We start from the raw sequence: 17,017 nt of genomic DNA, 5'->3' as shown, positions 1-17,017 counted from the left end.
GGCGGCTGCCAGGGCCTTTTGCATCGCTTCTGGATGGCGGCTGCGCTCAGACCTGCATGCTCATCACTTCGCTGTAGGCCTGCACCACGCGGTTGCGCACCTGCAGCGCCATCTGGAAGCCGATGTTGGAGCGCTGCATCGCGATCATCGTCTCCTCGATCGAGACGGTCGAGCTGTCGAGCGAGACCTCGCGCTGCAGTCGGCCGGCCTCGTTCTGTGCGGCGCTGACGGATTTCAGCGCATGGCTGAACACGTCTGAGAAGTCCTCGCGGCGTTCGCTGCCTGCGGTGCGGCGGGCGGCATTCGTCGCGCCTGCCGCATCGGTCAGCGCACCGGTGCGGGCCAGGGCCTGGGAGAAGTCGAAGGGCTTGAGTCTGACGTCCATGAGGTGTACCTCCACAGCTTGGGCATCCTACGCGCCGGCTCCTGCCGACATGGTATGAAGAACCCGGGGTTCGCGAAGCTGTTCGGACCATCGTGAGGCTCAGGTCTCCGAATAATCCAGTTCAGGCATGACCGTCCTGGCATGCGACCACTGACACATGGACATGGACCTCTCCAGCAGCCCGACCACACTGACTGCGCCCCAGTCGTCGACCCTCGCGGTCGGGCCGACCCGGCTGACGGAGCGCTTTGGAGCCTTGCCCCCGCGCCGCAAGGCGATGCTGGCCGGCGGCGTCGCGGCGATGCTGGCCCTGATCGTCGCCTCGGTTCTCTGGAGCAGCCGTCCCGAGTACCGGGTGCTGTTCTCGAACCTCTCCGACAAGGACGGTGGCGCGATCGTCGCGCAGCTGTCGAAGATGAATGTGCCCTACCGCTTCAGCGAAGGCGGCGGCGCGGTGCTGGTGCCGGCCGACCAGGTGCATGACGTGCGGCTGAAGCTGGCCCAGGCCGGGCTGCCCAAGGGCTCGGCGGTCGGCTTCGAGCTGATGGATGGCGCCCGCTTCGGCACGACGCAGTTCCAGGAGCGGCTCAACTTCCAGCGCGGCCTCGAGGGCGAGCTGGTGCGCTCGATCACCGCGCTGTCGGCGGTCGAGGCCGCGCGTGTCCATCTGGCCATCCCGAACCAGAACGGCTTCTTCCGCGACCAGCAGAAGCCCAGCGCCTCGGTGCTGCTGACGCTGTATCCGGGGCAGACGCTCGACCGGGCCCAGATCGCCGGCATCGTGCATCTGGTGTCGGCCAGCGTGCCGGAGATGAGCCCGCGGGCGGTCAGCGTGCTCGACCAGACCGGCGCGCTGCTGTCGGAGGCTCAGGACGGCAGCGGCGTGACCAACATGCTCGACGCCACCCAGGTGCAGCATGTCAGCCGGGTCGAGCAGGCCTATGTGAAGCGCATTCTCGACATTCTCGAGCCGGTGATCGGGCGCGACAACCTGCGCGCCCAGGTGTCGGCCGACATCGATTTCTCGCAGACCGAGTCGACCACCGAGGAATTCCGGCCGAACCAGGGCGGCCAGCCCGCGGCGGTGCGCAGCTCGCAGACCTCGGAGAACATCGGCGGTGCCGGCAGCGGCCAGATGGTCGGGGGGGTGCCCGGTGCGGCCTCGAACCAGCCGGTGGCCGGTGCCAGCGCACCGGTCAATGGCACCGCCCAGACCATGCAGCCGATGGGGGGCGCTGCCGGAGCGGTCACTTCCAGCGGCCGGCGTGATGCGGTGACCAATTTCGAGGTCGACAAGACGGTGAGGGTGGTGCGCGCCGCCACGGGCACGGTCAAGCGCCTGGCGGTGGCGGTGGTGGTGAACCACCGGGCCGGCACCGACAAGAAGGGTCAGCCGACCTCGCAGCCGCTGTCGCAGGAGGAACTCGACAAGCTGACCGCGCTGGTCCAGGAGAGCGTCGGCTTCGTCAAGGAGCGCGGCGACACGGTGAAGGTGGTCAACGCGCCGTTCCGGCCGGTCGAGGTCGACACCTCGGAGCTGCCGCTGTGGAAGCAGCCGCAGCTGCTCGAGATGGTGCGCACGCTGGCGGTGCCGCTGGCGCTGGTGGCGCTCGGCCTGGCGGTGGTGTTCGGCGTGATCCGGCCGGTGCTGCGCGACATGCGCAAGGCCGAGGAGCTCGAGCGCGAGAAGAACCGCCTCGATGCGGTGGTCGACGATGTCGAGGAGCTGCCGGCGCTGACCGACGCCGGCACCGGTGGCGCCGCAGGCACGACGCCGGCCCTGGCCGCACCGGAGGAACTCAGCCCGTCGGATCGCCGCCTCAACGAGGTGCGCGACCTGACCCGCAAGAATCCGGCCGCAGTGGCGCGCATCCTGCGCGGCTGGGTCAATGGCACCGAAGCCGAATGATGAACACGAGGATGTCGATCCATGGATGACCAGGGACTCGAGGACGCGGCGATCCTGCTGATCTCGATGGGCGAGGAGGAGGCCGCAGAGGTCTTCCGCCACCTCACGCCCAAGGAGGCGCAGAAGCTCGGCGAGAAGATGGCCCGCACCAAGACGATCCAGCGCGACCGCTACGAGCGGGTGCTGCTGCGCTTCGAGGAGCAGGTGCATGACGCCGGCCTGCTCGAGCTCGACACCGACGAGTATGTGCGCCGGGTGATGCGCCGCGCGCTGGGCGACGACAAGGCCAATCTGCTGATCGACCGCATCGTGCGGGTCAATGACGCACCGGGCATCGACAACCTCAAGTGGATGGATCCGGCCGCGGTGGCCGATCTGCTGCGCCGCGAGCATCCGCAGATCGTCGCGGTCATCCTGGTCCACCTCGAGCCGGAGCAGGTCAGCGAGGTGCTGCGCCGCTTCCCCGAGGGGCACCGCAACGAGGTGATGATCCGCCTGGCCACGCTCGACGGCGTGCAGCCGGCGGCGCTCAAGGAGCTCAGCGACGTGCTGTCGAAGGTGCTGGCCGGCGGCGATCGCATGCGCAAGGCCAACATGGGCGGCGTCAAGAGCGCGGCCGAGGTGCTCAACCTGCTGGGCACCGCGATCGAGGCCTCGGTGCTGGACTACATCCGCGAGACCGACTCCGAGCTGGCGCAGAAGATCACCGACAGCATGTTCACCTTCGACGACCTGATGCGCGTGGACGACCGCGGCATCCAGGCGCTGCTCAAGGAAGTGCAGAGCGAGTCGCTGCTGGTCGCGCTCAAGGGCGCCACCGACGATCTGCGCGAGAAGATCTTCCGCAACATGTCCAGCCGCGCCGCCGAGATGCTGCGCGAGGATCTGGCCTCGCGCGGCCCGGTGCGGGTCGCCGAGGTCGAGGCCGAGCAGAAGGAGATCCTGCAGATCGCCCGGCGCCTGTCGGACGAAGGTCAGCTGATGCTGGGCGGAGGCAGCGATGGCCAGTTCCTCTGAGTCCTTCGCCGAGCGGGTGCAGCGCCAGGCGCGCGATCCCGGCTTCGCGCCGATCGACCTGCAGGCGCTTCCGGCGGCGGTGCCGCCTTCGCTCACCCGCTTCATTCCGCGCGAGGAACTCGGCGACGTGGTGCGCTGGAGTCCGGGGCGGCTCGATGTGCCGGCCGCGACCCGTGCCCGCCGCAGCGGCGAGCCGACGCCGCCGGCCGAGCCGCCGGCGCCGCCGCCCGAGGTGCTGCGTGCGGTCCAGGAGACGCGCCAGGCCGAGCAGGCCCGGGCGCGCCATCTGGCCGAGGAGGCGTTCGAGAAGGGTCGTGCGCTCGGTCGCGACGAGGGGCTGCGGATCGGCCGCGAGGAGGGCCTGAACGCGCTCGAGGACTATCGCCAGCAGCATGAGGCCGAGGTCGGCGCGCCGATCGCCGCGGCGCTGGAGCAGTTCCAGCGCCAGCTCGACGGGCTCGACCAGGCGATCGCGCGCCGGGTGGCCGGCATCGCGCTGCAGGTGGCTCGCCAGGTGCTGCGCACCGAGCTGCAGACGCCGGCCGCAGCGGTGGTGCGTGTCACCCAGGAGGCGCTGGGCGAGGTGCTGCTGTCGGCGCGCCACATCCGCGTGCGGCTCAATCCGTCCGATCTGGTGGCGGTGGAGCAGGGCTGCGGCGATCTGTTCAGCACCCGCCATGCCCGGCTGGTGGCCGATCCGAACATCGAGCGCGGCGGCTGCCTGGTCGAGTCCGACCTGGGCACGGTCGACGCGCGGGTGGCCACCCGCTGGGCGCGTGCGATGGCCGCACTCGGTCCGCTGTCGCTGGCCGATCCCTCGAGTGACGGAGCGCATTCATGACGGCGATGCGCGATGGCGCCCGTCCGGCACCCGGCGAGATTCCCGGACGCTGGGTGCGATTCCTCGAGGAAATGCACGAGCGCGCCAGCCTGGATGCGCCGCTGCTGGTGCAGGGCACGCTGGTGCGGGTGACCGGTCTGGTGCTCGAGGTGGTCGGCATTCGCGTGCCGGTGGGCTCGCTGTGCGAGGTGCTGATGCCGGGCCAGCCGCCGGTGCAGGCCGAGGTGGTGGGCTTCACCGGCGACCGCGCCTTCCTGATGCCGGCCGGCGAGATCCACGGTCTGGCCAGCGGCGCGCGGGTGGTGCCGATGGAGGTGCCGGTGCCTGCGCTCGAGCTGGGCGAGAGCCGCCACATGTGGCGCCGCACCGAGGACCGCTCCTGCCATCTGCCGATCGGCAACGGCCTGCTCGGCCGGGTGGTCGACGCGGGCGGGCGGCCGATGGACGGCGGCGGGCCGCTGACGGGCGTGCAGCCGATGCCGCTGGTGCGCCGGCCGATCAACGCGATGGACCGCGATCCGGTGCGCACGCCGCTTGACACCGGCGTGCGCTCGATCAACGCGATGCTGACCGTCGGCAAGGGCCAGCGCATCGGCCTGTTCGCCGGCACCGGCGTGGGCAAGTCGGTGCTGCTGGGCATGATGGCGCGCTACACCGCGGCCGACGTCATCGTCGTCGGCCTGATCGGCGAGCGCGGCCGCGAGGTCAAGGAATTCATCGAGGACATCCTGGGCGAGGACGGCCGGGCGCGCTCGGTGGTGGTGGCCGCGCCGGCGGACGCGCCGCCGCTGAGCCGGCTGCAGGGCGCGGCCTATGCCACCGCGGTGGCCGAGCATTTCCGCGACCAGGGCCTGGACGTGCTGCTGCTGATGGACTCGCTGACCCGCTACGCGATGGCGCAGCGCGAGATCGCGCTGGCCATCGGCGAGCCGCCGGCCACCAAGGGCTACCCGCCGAGCTGCTTCGCCAAGCTGCCGCAGCTGGTCGAGCGCAGCGGCAACGGCCGCCCCGGCCAGGGCTCGATCACCGCCTTCTACACCGTGCTGAGCGAGGGCGACGACCAGCAGGATCCGATCGCCGACGCCGCGCGCGGCATTCTCGACGGCCACATCGTGCTGTCGCGCGAGCTGGCCGAGTCGGGCCACTATCCGGCCATCGACATCGAGCGCTCGATCTCGCGGGTGATGAACAACGTCGTGCCGCGCGAGCACATCGCCGCGGCGCGGCAGATGCGCAAGCTGCTGTCCAAGCTCAGCAAGGCGCGCGACCTGATCCAGCTCGGCGCCTATGTGCCGGGCCACGATGCCGAGCTCGATGCCGCCGTCAAGTCGCAGCCCGCGATGATGGCGCTGCTGCAGCAGGACACCCATGCCCGGGCGCAGCTGCGCGACAGCGTCGCGATGCTGCGCCAGATCACCCGCGTCTGAACCCCGACCGAAGTCCATCGATGACCCAGTCCCTCGTCACCCTGCTCGAACATGCCGAACGCCAGCGCGATGCCGCGCTGGCCCAGCAGCGTCGCGCCGATGCGGCGCTGGACGCGGCGCTGCGCCAGCATGAACAGCTCTCCACCTACAGCCGCGATCACCAGTCGCGCTGGAGCAGCGCGATGCGCCAGTCGGTCACCATGCCGCTGGTGCAGTGCCACCACGCCTTCACCGACCGGCTGCACCAGGCGGTGTCGATGCAGTCCGCCCAGGTCGACCGGGCCCGGCAGGTGCTGACGCATCGCCAGTCCGAGACGCTGGAGGCCGAACGCCGGGTCGCCGCGATCAACAAGCTGATCAAGCGCCGCACCGATGCGGTCCGCCACCACCAGGACCGCCAGGAGCAGCGCCAGATCGACGAGCGCGCCTCGCGCATGGCCTGGAACCGACTTCAGGAGGCCGCCGGCCACGGCGGATGACGCGATGGATCCATCCCTGCTCAATCTGTCCCCGCTGCCGGCCCGTGCCGGTCGTGGTGGAGCCCCATCGGGGGCCGCATCCTCTGCCGAGGGGGGCTCGGGCGCAGGCACGACCTTCGCCGGTCTGCTGTCATCGTCGATGACCGGTGCCGCCACGGCGCCGACCGCAGTGCCTGGAGATCCCGAAGCCGCGGACCGATCGCCGCTGGCGGCAGGCGAGGGCGGCGGCACTTCGCTGGGGGGGCTGAGCCTGAGTGCGCTGCTGCGGCTGCGCATGAATGCCGCTGCCGGGCGCGAGACGGCTTCTGCACGCGCGACGCTGGCGGATGCCGGCTCCGGCGCTGAAGGGCTCTCGGCTGATCGGCTTGCCGCGCTGCTGGCGTCTTCAGGGGGGGAGGCCGGGATCGAGACGTCGGGCGACGTCGCCGCCGAGCCGGAGCCGGTCGCCGACGAGGCCGACGCGCCTTGGCGGATGGAGCACGGACTGCTGCCGCCCGCGCCCGATCTGCAGTTGCCGATGATGCCGGATCCGGCTGTGGTGCCCGCACCGGGCTCCATGCCGCAGCCGGTGTCCGAGATGGCTCCGCCGCAGACGACGACTGTGGAATCTGCTGATCCGGTGTTCTCGCCGGTGGCCACCAGTGAACCGGCTCGTCTGCAGCGCGGGGCCGGTGCGATGCCGGGCGCGACCGCCGTCCATGAGGCCTCCATGCCCGGAGCCGCTCCTGTCACGGATTTCAGCGAGGCCTTGCCGCCGGCCGGCAGCGCGCCGGAGCGGCGTGTGCAGGACAGCGCGCCTGTCGCGGAGGCCGCCCGCGCCGCAGCAGCCGGCGCGGTTGCCGCCTCCGAAGCCCGTCCAGCCCTGGCGGCCTGGGGTGAAGCGGCTTTCTCGCGGCAGTCCGGTCGTTCCGCTCGCACGGTGGACGGGCCGCAGACGCGCGGCGATCGCCCGATTCTTTCATCCGACAGGCTGTCCTCCGAAGCTGCTCTTGCGGCCGATCGTGCCCTGCAGGCCTCGCTGCGGCTGCAGGCGGCCGCACAGATGGGCGTGTCTCGGGCTTCGGCCGGAAGTGCCGCGGAGACCCAGGCCGCCACCGCCGCCGTGGTCGCTGCCGGATCGCCCATGCCGGCGGTGGCAGACCTGGCCCGAGCCACGCCCAAGGGCAGTGCGGCCAGTGCGACCGACAACCGCATGCCGATCGGCTCGAGCCCCGGCGCCGGCCTGGAGGCCCTGCGTGCAGGCGCCACCGCGCCGAACGACCGGACCGAGCTGGCCGCGCGCCTCGAGCCTGCCGGATCGGCCGAGGGCTGGGCGGGCGCGCTGGCGCAGGCCCAGGCGACGGTGCCGGCCCAGGGCGCGGCGTCGGCGGCTCCGGCGGTCGTGGCCGAGTCGCGTGTCGAGACGCCTTTCGGCCATCCTGATTTCGCCGACGAGATGGTGGCGCATGTCGCACAGCACGCCAGCCTGTCGCGCCACGGGCTGCGCGAGGTCACGCTGCACCTGAATCCGGTCGAGATGGGGCCGGTGTCGGTGCGCATCGCCATCGAGGGGTCGGTGGCTTCGGTCGACTTCGCCGCCACCCAGGCGGCCACCCGTCAGCAGCTCGAACAGTCGCTGCCGGCACTGGCGGCGGCGCTGGGCGAGGACGGACTGTCGCTGGGCAGCAGCTCGGTGGGCGAGACTGCGCCGGTGGCCTCGTCGGGCGCCAGCTCCGATTCGCTGGCCGGCGGTTCGGGCGGATCCGGCGGCTCGGGCGCCTTCCAGGAGGGCCGGGCGCGTGATGCCGGCGGCCAGCAGGCCGCGTCCCGCCAGGGCAGCGGCTTTGTCGTCGACCTGCCCGAAGGGCGGGCGCGACCTGCGGATCCGGTCGAGCCCGCACCGGTGCGCCGCTCGCCGACACGCGCCGGCGGCCTCGATCTGTTCGCATGAGCCTTCGGGGCGGGTCGGATCAATCGCCGGTTTTGCTGCGCTTTTCCGATCTTCGCCATCCGCCCCGTTTTCAAATAATCGTCCCTATCCGGATGCCCCTCGTGCGGGGGCTCAACTAGCAGGAGAAGGACATGTCGGCTGCGGCAGCGAGCGCGGAACAACCCGCTCCCAAGAAGAATTCCAAGAAGCTCTTCATCATCATCGGCGTGGTCGTGGTCCTGCTGCTGGGCGGCGGCGGTGCCGGCTTCATGATCTGGAAGAAGAAGGCTGCCGAGGCCGAGGCTGCCGCGGCCGAGGAAGGTGGCGAGGAAGCCCAGGCCGCCGCCAAGCCCAAGCCGGCCAAGCGCGACCCGAAGCTGCCGCCGGCCTACATGCCGCTGGACCCGTTCGTCGTCAACCTGGCCGACCGCGATGCCGACCGCTATGCGCAGATCGGCGTGACCCTCGAGATCGACGACCCGAAGTTCGCCGAGGAGATGAAGCCCTACATGCCGGCGATCCGCAACGCGGTGCTGATGATCCTGTCGCACAAGACCGCCGCCGAGCTGCAGGGCCGCGAGGGCAAGGAGCAGCTCGCCGCCGAGATCGCCCGCGAGGTGGTGCGCCCGATGGGCATCAACATCGACGACGAGAGCGAGGACGACGGCAAGAAGAAGCGCAAGCGTGCGCCGGTCTACAACCCCGTCCAGCAGGTCCATTTCTCCAGCTTCATCGTCCAGTGAGCGTGGCTCGGCGCCCGGTTTCGCAGCGAGCACCCCATGAGCCAGCAGAACCTGTCCCAGGATGAGGTCGACGCCCTCCTGCAGGGTATGACCGGTGATGTTCCCGTCGCCGAGACCGAGGGCGTGCGTCCGCCCAAGGGGTCGGTGCGCGAGTACAACCTTGCCAGCGAGGATCGCATCGTCCGCGGACGCATGCCGATGCTCGAGGTGATCAACGAGCGCTTCTCCCGCAACGTCATGCCGGCGCTGACCGAGTTCGCCCAGCGCAATCTGGAGATCTCGGTCGGCGAGGTGAAGGTGCAGAAGTACAGCGCCTTCCTGCGCGAGACGATGGTGCCGACGAACTTCAATGTCGTCTCGATGCGGCCGCTGCGCGGCTCGGCGCTGTTCGTCTGCGACCCCACGCTGATCTTCGCCTTCATCGATGCGCTGTTCGGCGGCGTGGGCAAGTTCCCGGCGCGCATCGAGGGCCGCGAGTTCTCCGGCACCGAGCAGCGCGTCATCATGCGCATGGTCGAGATCCTGCTGCGCGAATACAACAAGGCCTGGCAGGGCATCTATCCTCTGGAGCTGACCTACCAGCGCTCGGAGATGCAGCCGCAGTTCGTCAACATCGCCGCCGCCGGCGATGTGGTGGTGTCCACGGTGTTCACCATCGAGATCGGCGAGTCGGTGGGCTCGGTGCGGGTGTGCATTCCCTACGCCAACGTCGAGCCGATCCGCGATGTGCTGCGCAGCAACAACCAGGGCGAGGCGCCCGGCGCCGACAAGCGCTGGATCAGCCTGCTGTCCGACCAGATCCAGTCGGCCGAGGTCGAGCTGGTCGCCGAGCTGGCCAAGGCGCCCGCCACCGTCGAGCAGCTGCTGGCGATGAAGGTCGGCGACTTCATCGAGCTCGATCTGGGCAAGACCATCAAGGCCCATGTCGACGGCGTGCCGGTGCTGGAGGCGGGCTACGGCACCTCCGGCGGCCACTACGCCATCCGTATCGAGCGTGTGCTGACCAACCAGCAGGTCAGCTGGATAGGAGATCAAAATGCCTGAAAATCCCTCGGTCGACCTCACTGACCTGTCAGAACAGGACGCGATGGCCGCCGAGTGGGCGGCCGCGCTCGAGGAAAAACCGTCCGATCCGGGTGCCTACGGCACGCCGGCACCGTTCGCCGACTTCGACAGCGGTCCGCGCGGTGGCGGCGCCGCCGGCATGGCCGGGGGCAAGGATCTGAACCTGATCCTCGACATCCCGGTGCAGCTCACCGTCGAGCTGGGCCGCACCCGCATTCCGATCAAGAACATCCTGCATCTGGCGCAGGGCTCGGTGGTCGAGCTCGACACCGTCGCCGGCGAGCCGATGGATGTGCTGGTCAACGGCTACCTGATCGCCCAGGGCGAGGTGGTGGTCGTCAACGAGAAGTTCGGCGTGCGCCTGACCGACATCGTGACGCCGAGCGAGCGCATGCGCCGGCTCTCCCGCGGTGGCTGACGGGGGCGTGGCCGTGGGGCCGTCGCTGATGTCGCTGCTCTGGCTGGCGCTGGTGCTGCTGTCGATTCCCGCGGCGCTGTGGCTGCTGCGCCGCAGCGGCTGGGGCGGCCTCCGGTCGGGGGCGGCGGCCGCACCGCTGATGCGGGTGCTGTCGCAGACCCCGCTGGGGCCGCAGCAGCGGCTGGTGCTGATCGAGGTCGGCGAGGGCGAGGCACGCTGCCGGCTGCTGCTGGGCGTGACCGCGCAGCAGGTCTCGGTGCTGCACCAGCTGCCGGCCGGGCCGGCCGATGCCGCTCCTGCCGCCGATGCGCTGCCGGTCGATGCGGCCTTCCGGCGCCTGCTCGAGGGCTGGCGCCGCTCCGGGCCGGTGCAGCCCGTCCGCGAGAACGATCATGCGCGCTGAATCGCCGAAGCCGCTTCTGGTCCGGATGACCCGGCTGGCGCTGCCCGTGCTGCCCGCGCTGCTGGCCGCCGCGCCGGTGCTGGCCAACACGCCGGCCACGCCGGGCGGCCTGCCGATCGTGGTGGGGCAGGGCAGTGGCGGCAGCACCTACTCGGTGCCGGTGCAGACACTGCTGATCCTCACCTCGCTGTCCTTCCTGCCGGCGATGCTGATGATGATGACCGGCTTCACCCGCATCGTCATCGTGCTGAGCCTGATGCGCCAGGCGCTGGGCACCCAGTCCTCCCCGCCGAACCAGGTCATCATCGGCATGTCGATGTTCCTGACGCTCTTTGTCATGGGGCCGACGCTCGACCGGGTCTACACCGAGGCCTACAAGCCCTACGCCGCCGCGCAGATCACCTTCGAGGAGGCGGCCTCTCGCGCCGAGGTGCCGATGCGCCAGTTCATGCTCAAGCAGACCCGCCAGTCCGACATGGCGCTGTTCATGAAGCTCGGCCGCATCGATGCCTCGGTCAAGGCCGAGCAGGTGCCGCTGCGGGTGCTGGTGCCGGCCTTCGTCACCAGCGAGCTGAAGTCGGCCTTCCAGATCGGCTTCCTGATCTTCATTCCCTTCCTGGTCATCGACATGGTGGTGGCCAGCGTGCTGATGAGCCTGGGCATGATGATGCTGTCGCCGGTGCTGGTGGCGCTGCCCTTCAAGCTGATGCTCTTCGTGCTGGCCGACGGCTGGAACCTGCTGCTGGGTTCGCTGGCGGCGAGCTTCGCCACCTGACCGGCCCCGCCGCGCTGCTCCAGGACCGCCCTGATGGATTCCTCCCTCGTCTTCACCATCGGCCAGGAGGCGCTGACCATCCTGCTGATGGTGGCCGCTCCGATGCTGCTGGTCATCCTGGCCGTCGGCCTGACGATCAGCGTGCTGCAGGCCGCCACCCAGCTGCATGAGTCGACGCTGTCCTTCGTGCCGAAGATCGTCGCCGGGGTGGTGGTGCTGCTGGTGGCCGGGCCGTGGATGATCACCACGCTGGTCGAGTACCTGCGGCGCATGCTGCAGGCCATTCCCTCGATGGTCGGCTGAGGCCCGGCCCGGGCGCGCCTGCGGTGATCGGCTTCAGCGAGGCACAGCTGCTGCAGTGGATCGTGCCGCTGCTGTGGCCGCTGCTGCGCATTCTGGGCCTGTTCGCGGCCGCGCCGGTGCTGTCGATGCGGGTGATTCCGGTGCGCGCGCGCATCGGCCTGGCCCTGCTGACGGCGCTGTGCGCCCAGCCGGTGCTGCCGCCGATGCCGGTGCTGCCGCTCGACACCCCGACCGCGCTGGCGATGGTGGTCCAGCAGGTCTTCATCGGCGTGACCATCGGCTTCGCGGCCAAGGTGGTGTTCACCGCGATCGAGTTCGCCGGCGAGGTCATCGGCCTGCAGATGGGCCTGAACTTCGCGACCTTCTTCGATCCCACCACCAGCGGGCAGAGCACCGTGTCGGCGCGGCTGTTCAACACCATGGCCGCCTGGCTCTTCGTGGTGATCAACGGGCATCTGCTGCTGGTCGAGGTGGTGGTGGCCAGCTTCCACCAGTTCCCGGTCACCGACCATCCCTTCGATCTGCTGCTCAGCATCCAGCCCCAGGTCTGGGGGGCGGAGCTGTTCCGCTACGGGCTGTGGATCGCGCTGCCCACGGTGGCCATGCTGCTGTTCGTCAACCTGGTGCTGGGCGTGATTTCCCGGGTGGCTCAGCAGCTGCAGATCTTCTCGATCGGCTTCGTGGTGACGATCTCGGTCGGCCTGCTCGGGCTGCTGCTGACGCTGCCGCTGCTGCAGCGCCCGATGCTGGCCGTGCTCGAGCGGCTGCTCGGGCTGTTCCAGCCCTGATGCGGGAAAGGCCGGTGCCGGCCCGGGCATGTGGCCGCCGACAATCGGCGCATGTTCCCGCCTGTGTCCTGCCTGTCGCGACTGCGCCGCTGCCGTGCTGTCCTGTTGCTGGCCGGAGCCGGCCTGCTCTGCGGCGGATGCGCGCCGGCGCTCGACTGGCGCGACGTGGCGGTGGCCGATGGCCTGGTGATCCAGTTTCCCTGCCGGCCCGAGCGTGCCGAGCGTGCGGTGCGGCTGCTCGAGCGCAGCGTGCCGGCACGCATGTCCAGCTGCGATGCCGGCGGCCTGGGCTGGTCGGTCACCCTCTTCGAGATCGACGAGCCGGCGCGGGTGTCCGAGACGCTGAGGCATCTGCGCAGCCGGCTGGCGGCCAATCTCCAGGCCGAGGAGTCCCTGGCGCAGGAGGCGACCGGCCCCGGCCTGACCCCGCAGCAGGAGGCCCGGCGCCTGCTGCTGAGCGGGCGCGGTGCCGATGCCCGTGCGGTCGAGGCCGAGGTGCTGATCGCCGCGCGCGGCCTGCAGGTGCTGCAGGTGGTCGCGATCACCCGCGGCGAGCCGGTGTCGCGCTGGCGCGACCGTGCCCAGGAGTTCATCGGCTCGCTGCGGCCGGCGCCTTGATCAGGGCGCGTGACGAACCGGCCGTGCATGGCATGATGCCGCACCCTTGCAATGCAGCAATCGTTCCATGGCCTGTCTGCTGATCATCGCCCACGCCCCGCTGGCTTCCGCGCTGAAGGCCATCGCGGCGCACACCTTTCCCGACGAGGCGCAGCAGCTGCGCGTGCTCGACGTGCTGCCCGACATGAGCCCCGAGGCGCTCGAGGCCGAGGCGCGCAGCCTGCTGCCGGATGAGCTCGACGATGATCCCGAGGTGCTGGTGATGACCGATGTCTTCGGCGCGACGCCTTCCAACATCGCGCAGAGGCTGGTCGACGGCAATCGGGTGCGCGCGCTCGCCGGCGTCAACGTGCCGATGCTGTGGCGCACGCTGAACTATGCCGGCCGAGCACGACTGGACGAGCTGTTCGCCCGTGCGGTCCAGGGCGGTGCACAGGGCGTGCTTCCGATCGCCTCGACCCGGCCGCAGAACCAGGCTTTTCTTCCCGGTGCCCATGATCAAGACCACCATCACCATCAGCAATAGGCTGGGGCTGCATGCCCGGCCTTCGGCCAAGCTGTCCAAGCTGGCTGGCAGCTTCCCCTGCGATGTCTTCATCAGCAACCGCAACGGTCGCCGCATCAATGCCAAGAGCATCATGGGCGTGATGATGCTCGCCGCCGGTGTCGGCAGCGAGATCGAGATCGAGACCAGCGGAGAGCGCGAGCAGGAAGCCATGGATGCTCTGCGCGCCCTGATCGACGACAAGTTCGGCGAGGGCGGCTGACAGCCGCGGCTCGGCCCGTTCAGTGGCCGAGAAAATGCCGGCGGTACTTTTCCGGCAGGTCGCGCAGCTGCAGCAGCATCGGCAGATCGGCGGTGTGGAAGTCCGGATCCCAGGCCGGTGCGCCCAGCACGGTCGCGCCGCAGCGCAGATAGCCCTTGATCAGCGGCGGCGCCTCGACCGGCAGGTCGCGCCGCAGATCGTCCACCGGCAGCGCCAGGCGTGGACGCACCTGCAGCTCGATCGGCGCCAGGTGGGTGCGCGAGAGACGGTCCCACAGCGAGGCGGCCGCATGACCGCCGTCGCGCATCGACATGCTCGCGCAGCCGATCACCGAATCCAGGCCGTTGCGCACCAGGAAGCTGCCGAGTGCGCCCCACAGGCCCAGGATCACGCCGCCCTGGCGATGGTCCTCGTGCACGCAGGAGCGGCCCAGTTCGGCCATGCGGTCGCGCAGCGGGCGCAGCCGGGTCAGGTCGAACTCGGTCTCGCTGTAGAAGCCGCCCACGCGCCGCGCGGCCTGCGGCGTCAGCACCCGATAGGTGCCGATGACCTCGCCCGCCTGGGGCGAGCGCTCGTCCAGGCAGCGCACGATCAGGTGTTCGCAGTAGGGGTCGAACAGGTCGGCATCATGGCCTTCGGGCGTGCCGTTCACCGGCGACAGCCGGGCGCCCATCTCGACCGCGAACACCTGATGGCGCAGCCGCTGGGCTTCGCGCACCTCGTCCTGGTGCCGTGCCCAGCCGACGCTGAGCCGTTCCGGCGCAGCCGCCGCAGTGGCCGCGCCCGCCGGCGACGGCGTGGATGGCCGGCTCGGCAGAAGTCCCCGGCGGCGGCCGGCTGGCAGCTCGGCCAGCGGCATCGTGGGCAGCGGAAGTTCCCTCATCGATCGCTCCTCGTCATGGGCGTGATGCTCGGTCCGTGCGGTGACCTGAGCATGTCGTGGCGATGACGCCGCGATGACGGGTCGGCCTGCGGATGAGGGCCGATCCCGGTGCGGGCGGGCGGGGGGCGCTGATAGCATGGCCCCATGAGCGTTCAGGTATTCGGATTGCCGGTTTCCCGGGGCGTGGCCATCGGGCGCGCGGTGCTGGTGGCTTCCAGCTGGGTCGATGTGGCCCACTATTTCATCGAGGCGGATCAGGTCGGTGCCGAGATCCGCCGGCTGAAGGCGGCCCGCGATCAGGTCTGCCGGGAGTTCGAGGCGCTCAAGCTCGATGTCCAGGGCGACACGCCTGCCGAACTGGTTGCGCTGCTGGACGTGCACCTGATGCTGCTCCACGACGAGGTGCTGGCCAGCGCGACGCGCCAGTGGATCGAGGAGCGGCACTACAACGCCGAATGGGCGGTGGCTGCCCAGCTCGAGATGCTGTCTCGCCAGTTCGACGAGATGGAGGACGAGTACCTGCGCGAGCGCAAGGCCGATCTCGAGCAGGTCGCCGAGCGGCTGATCCGCACGCTGTCGGCGCACTCGGGCCGGGGGGGCGGGTCTGCGCTGGGTCCGGTGTCGTGCGAGGGCGATGTGCCGGTCGTCCTGGTGGCCAACGACATCTCTCCCGCCGACATGATGCAGTTCAAGGGCGGCGTCTTTCGCGGTTTCGTCACCGATGTCGGTGGACGCACCTCGCACACCGCGATCGTCGCGCGCAGCCTGGACATTCCTGCGGTGGTCGGCGCGCGCGATGCCAGCCGCATCATCCGCCAGGACGACTGGATCATCATCGATGGCGACGCCGGCCTGGTCATCGTCGATCCGTCGCCGATGATCCTCGAGGAATACCGCTTCCGGCAGCGTCAGGGACAGCTCGAGCGCGATCGGCTGGCCCGGCTGCGCCATCGCCCCGCCGTGTCGCTGGACGGGCAGCGCATCCAGCTGCTGGCCAACATCGAGCTGCCGTCGGATGCAGCCGCGGCGGTCGAGGCCGGTGCCGAAGGCGTGGGCCTGTTCCGCAGCGAGTTCCTGTTCATGAACCGTGGCGGGCGGCTGCCCGACGAGCAGGAGCAGTACGAGGCCTACCGGGATGTCGTCATCGCGCTGCGCGGCCTGCCGGTCACCATCCGCACGATCGACATCGGCGCCGACAAGCCGCTCGACCGGATGAGCCTGAGCGAGCTGCGCCATGAGCATTCGCTCAATCCGGCGATGGGCCTGCGGGCGATCCGCTGGAGCCTGGCCGATCCGGGCATGTTCATGGTGCAGCTGCGCGCCATCCTGCGTGCGGCGCAGCACGGGTCGGTGCGGCTGCTGGTGCCGATGATCAGCCACCCCGGCGAGATTCGTGCCGCGCTCGACATGATCGAGCGTGCCCGCGAGTCGCTGCGGCGTGACGGCACGGCCTTTGGCGATGTCGCTGTCGGCGCGATGATCGAGGTGCCCGCAGCAGCGCTGATGCTGCCGATCTTCCTGAAGCACTTCGACTTCATCTCGATCGGCACCAACGATCTCATCCAGTACACGCTGGCGATCGACCGTGCCGACGAGAGCGTTGCCCACCTCTACGATCCCTGGCATCCCGCGGTTCTCGGTCTGGTGGCTTCGACGATCCAGACCACGCATGCGGCCGGCAAGGAGGTCTGCATCTGCGGCGAGATGGCCGGTGACGCCGAGTTCACCGAGATGCTGTTGGCTGTTGGCCTGCGCAGCTTCAGCATGCACCCCAGCCAGCTGCCCGCCATCAAGCAGCGCATCCTGCGTACGGAGATTGCCCCCTTGGCGTCTCACGCCACCCTTGCCCTGGAGGCAGAAGATCCCCGTGCGGTCTGGGCGAGCGGACGCTTGCGTGCCTTGACGGCGATCCCGCAGGCTGTCTGAAATCCTGTGCTTGCGTTTTCCATCAGGCGGTGCTAAATTTCGCCCCTCGCTGACGCAGGCAGCCCTTTCGCAAGACAAGTTCAAAAATAAAGAACAAAAAGTCTTGACGAAAAAAGATTCGGTAAAGTTCGATTCTTCGCTGCAAAAGACAGTGATAAGCTCTTTAAAAATCAACAGCCGATAAGCGTGGGCGTTTGAGGCGAGTGTCTCGGATCTTCGGGTCCGGGTCCTTGCGACCTTAAACGCTCATGGATAGAGAAGTGAAGTTCACTTCAATTCCTTGAGCAAAACAAGATCGAACTGAAGAGTTTGATCCTGGCTCAGATTGAACGCTGGCGGTATGCCTTACACATGCAAGTCG

The 17,017-nt window shown here is 69.5% G+C and carries 19 protein-coding genes and 1 rRNA gene; 18 read left to right on the top strand and 2 right to left on the bottom strand.

The genetic code is table 11. The features are described 5' to 3' along the window. Positions 1-46 precede the first annotated feature (46 nt). On the bottom strand, positions 47-385 hold the full coding sequence (gene fliE / locus HZU84_RS08310) for a flagellar hook-basal body complex protein FliE (RefSeq protein WP_149504364.1): 339 nt from the start codon (positions 383-385) through the stop codon (positions 47-49). Between the two features lie 163 nt (positions 386-548). On the opposite strand from fliE, the gene fliF reads away from it, so the two are divergent. From fliF to HZU84_RS08230, 16 genes are all read left to right on the top strand, one after another. Further along, on the top strand, positions 549-2,294 hold the full coding sequence (gene fliF, locus HZU84_RS08305; protein WP_149504363.1) for a flagellar basal-body MS-ring/collar protein FliF: 1,746 nt from the start codon (positions 549-551) through the stop codon (positions 2,292-2,294). Between the two features lie 21 nt (positions 2,295-2,315). Continuing rightward, the gene (fliG, locus tag HZU84_RS08300; protein ID WP_149504362.1) at positions 2,316-3,311 is read left to right on the top strand and encodes a flagellar motor switch protein FliG; all 996 of its coding nucleotides are present in this window, start codon (positions 2,316-2,318) and stop codon (positions 3,309-3,311) included. Continuing rightward, the gene (locus tag HZU84_RS08295; RefSeq protein ID WP_149504361.1) at positions 3,295-4,152 is read left to right on the top strand and encodes a flagellar assembly protein FliH; all 858 of its coding nucleotides are present in this window, start codon (positions 3,295-3,297) and stop codon (positions 4,150-4,152) included. Before fliG ends, HZU84_RS08295 begins: the two co-directional genes overlap by 17 nt. Then, the gene (gene fliI / locus HZU84_RS08290) at positions 4,149-5,579 is read left to right on the top strand and encodes a flagellar protein export ATPase FliI (protein WP_273469964.1); all 1,431 of its coding nucleotides are present in this window, start codon (positions 4,149-4,151) and stop codon (positions 5,577-5,579) included. Before HZU84_RS08295 ends, fliI begins: the two co-directional genes overlap by 4 nt. 20 nt (positions 5,580-5,599) lie before the next feature. Then, complete coding sequence (locus tag HZU84_RS08285) at positions 5,600-6,058, top strand: flagellar export protein FliJ (RefSeq protein ID WP_037481494.1); 459 nt, start codon at positions 5,600-5,602, stop codon at positions 6,056-6,058. 4 nt (positions 6,059-6,062) lie between these two features. Further along, positions 6,063-7,988: a flagellar hook-length control protein FliK gene (locus tag HZU84_RS08280; RefSeq protein WP_149504360.1), complete on the top strand. Its 1,926-nt coding sequence runs from the start codon at positions 6,063-6,065 to the stop codon at positions 7,986-7,988. 131 nt (positions 7,989-8,119) lie between these two features. After that, positions 8,120-8,710 (top strand): flagellar basal body-associated FliL family protein, encoded by a 591-nt coding sequence (locus HZU84_RS08275; protein WP_149504359.1) that lies wholly within the window; start codon positions 8,120-8,122, stop codon positions 8,708-8,710. 36 nt (positions 8,711-8,746) lie between these two features. Continuing rightward, positions 8,747-9,754 (top strand): flagellar motor switch protein FliM, encoded by a 1,008-nt coding sequence (gene fliM, locus HZU84_RS08270; protein ID WP_149504358.1) that lies wholly within the window; start codon positions 8,747-8,749, stop codon positions 9,752-9,754. A gap of 43 nt (positions 9,755-9,797) precedes the next feature. Then, positions 9,798-10,193, top strand: coding sequence for a flagellar motor switch protein FliN (gene fliN, locus HZU84_RS08265; RefSeq protein ID WP_149505318.1), 396 nt, complete (start codon positions 9,798-9,800; stop codon positions 10,191-10,193). Between the two features lie 28 nt (positions 10,194-10,221). After that, complete coding sequence (gene fliO, locus HZU84_RS08260) at positions 10,222-10,596, top strand: flagellar biosynthetic protein FliO (protein WP_149504357.1); 375 nt, start codon at positions 10,222-10,224, stop codon at positions 10,594-10,596. Positions 10,597-10,621: 25 nt separating this feature from the next. Next, the gene (gene fliP, locus HZU84_RS08255) at positions 10,622-11,371 is read left to right on the top strand and encodes a flagellar type III secretion system pore protein FliP (RefSeq protein WP_149505317.1); all 750 of its coding nucleotides are present in this window, start codon (positions 10,622-10,624) and stop codon (positions 11,369-11,371) included. Between the two features lie 33 nt (positions 11,372-11,404). After that, positions 11,405-11,674: a flagellar biosynthesis protein FliQ gene (fliQ, locus tag HZU84_RS08250; RefSeq protein WP_037481506.1), complete on the top strand. Its 270-nt coding sequence runs from the start codon at positions 11,405-11,407 to the stop codon at positions 11,672-11,674. 23 nt (positions 11,675-11,697) lie between these two features. Further along, on the top strand, positions 11,698-12,462 hold the full coding sequence (fliR, locus tag HZU84_RS08245) for a flagellar biosynthetic protein FliR (RefSeq protein WP_149504356.1): 765 nt from the start codon (positions 11,698-11,700) through the stop codon (positions 12,460-12,462). A 51-nt stretch (positions 12,463-12,513) separates the two neighbouring features. Beyond that, the gene (locus HZU84_RS08240) at positions 12,514-13,080 is read left to right on the top strand and encodes a hypothetical protein (protein WP_149504355.1); all 567 of its coding nucleotides are present in this window, start codon (positions 12,514-12,516) and stop codon (positions 13,078-13,080) included. A gap of 67 nt (positions 13,081-13,147) precedes the next feature. After that, positions 13,148-13,606 carry a PTS sugar transporter subunit IIA gene (locus HZU84_RS08235; RefSeq protein ID WP_149504354.1) on the top strand — a complete coding sequence of 153 codons (459 nt, stop codon included), beginning with the start codon at positions 13,148-13,150 and terminating at the stop codon, positions 13,604-13,606. After that, positions 13,575-13,847 (top strand): HPr family phosphocarrier protein, encoded by a 273-nt coding sequence (locus HZU84_RS08230; RefSeq protein WP_149504353.1) that lies wholly within the window; start codon positions 13,575-13,577, stop codon positions 13,845-13,847. Before HZU84_RS08235 ends, HZU84_RS08230 begins: the two co-directional genes overlap by 32 nt. Positions 13,848-13,866: 19 nt before the next feature. Here HZU84_RS08230 and HZU84_RS08225 read toward each other — a convergent pair whose 3' ends face one another. After that, a complete protein-coding gene (locus HZU84_RS08225; protein WP_149504352.1) occupies positions 13,867-14,730 on the bottom strand; it encodes a GNAT family N-acetyltransferase in 864 nt (287 codons plus the stop codon). A 144-nt stretch (positions 14,731-14,874) separates the two neighbouring features. On the opposite strand from HZU84_RS08225, the gene ptsP reads away from it, so the two are divergent. Next, the gene (gene ptsP, locus HZU84_RS08220; RefSeq protein ID WP_149504351.1) at positions 14,875-16,656 is read left to right on the top strand and encodes a phosphoenolpyruvate--protein phosphotransferase; all 1,782 of its coding nucleotides are present in this window, start codon (positions 14,875-14,877) and stop codon (positions 16,654-16,656) included. 297 nt (positions 16,657-16,953) lie between these two features. Next, positions 16,954-17,017, top strand: a 16S ribosomal RNA gene (locus HZU84_RS08215); the annotation flags it as partial.

Origin of the sequence: Sphaerotilus sulfidivorans, assembly GCF_013426975.1 — a bacterium.
Classification (GTDB): Bacteria; Pseudomonadota; Gammaproteobacteria; order Burkholderiales; family Burkholderiaceae_C; genus Sphaerotilus; species Sphaerotilus sulfidivorans.
Note: the sequence above shows the minus strand (reverse complement) of the source record. Positions and strands in the feature narration are given on the sequence as shown.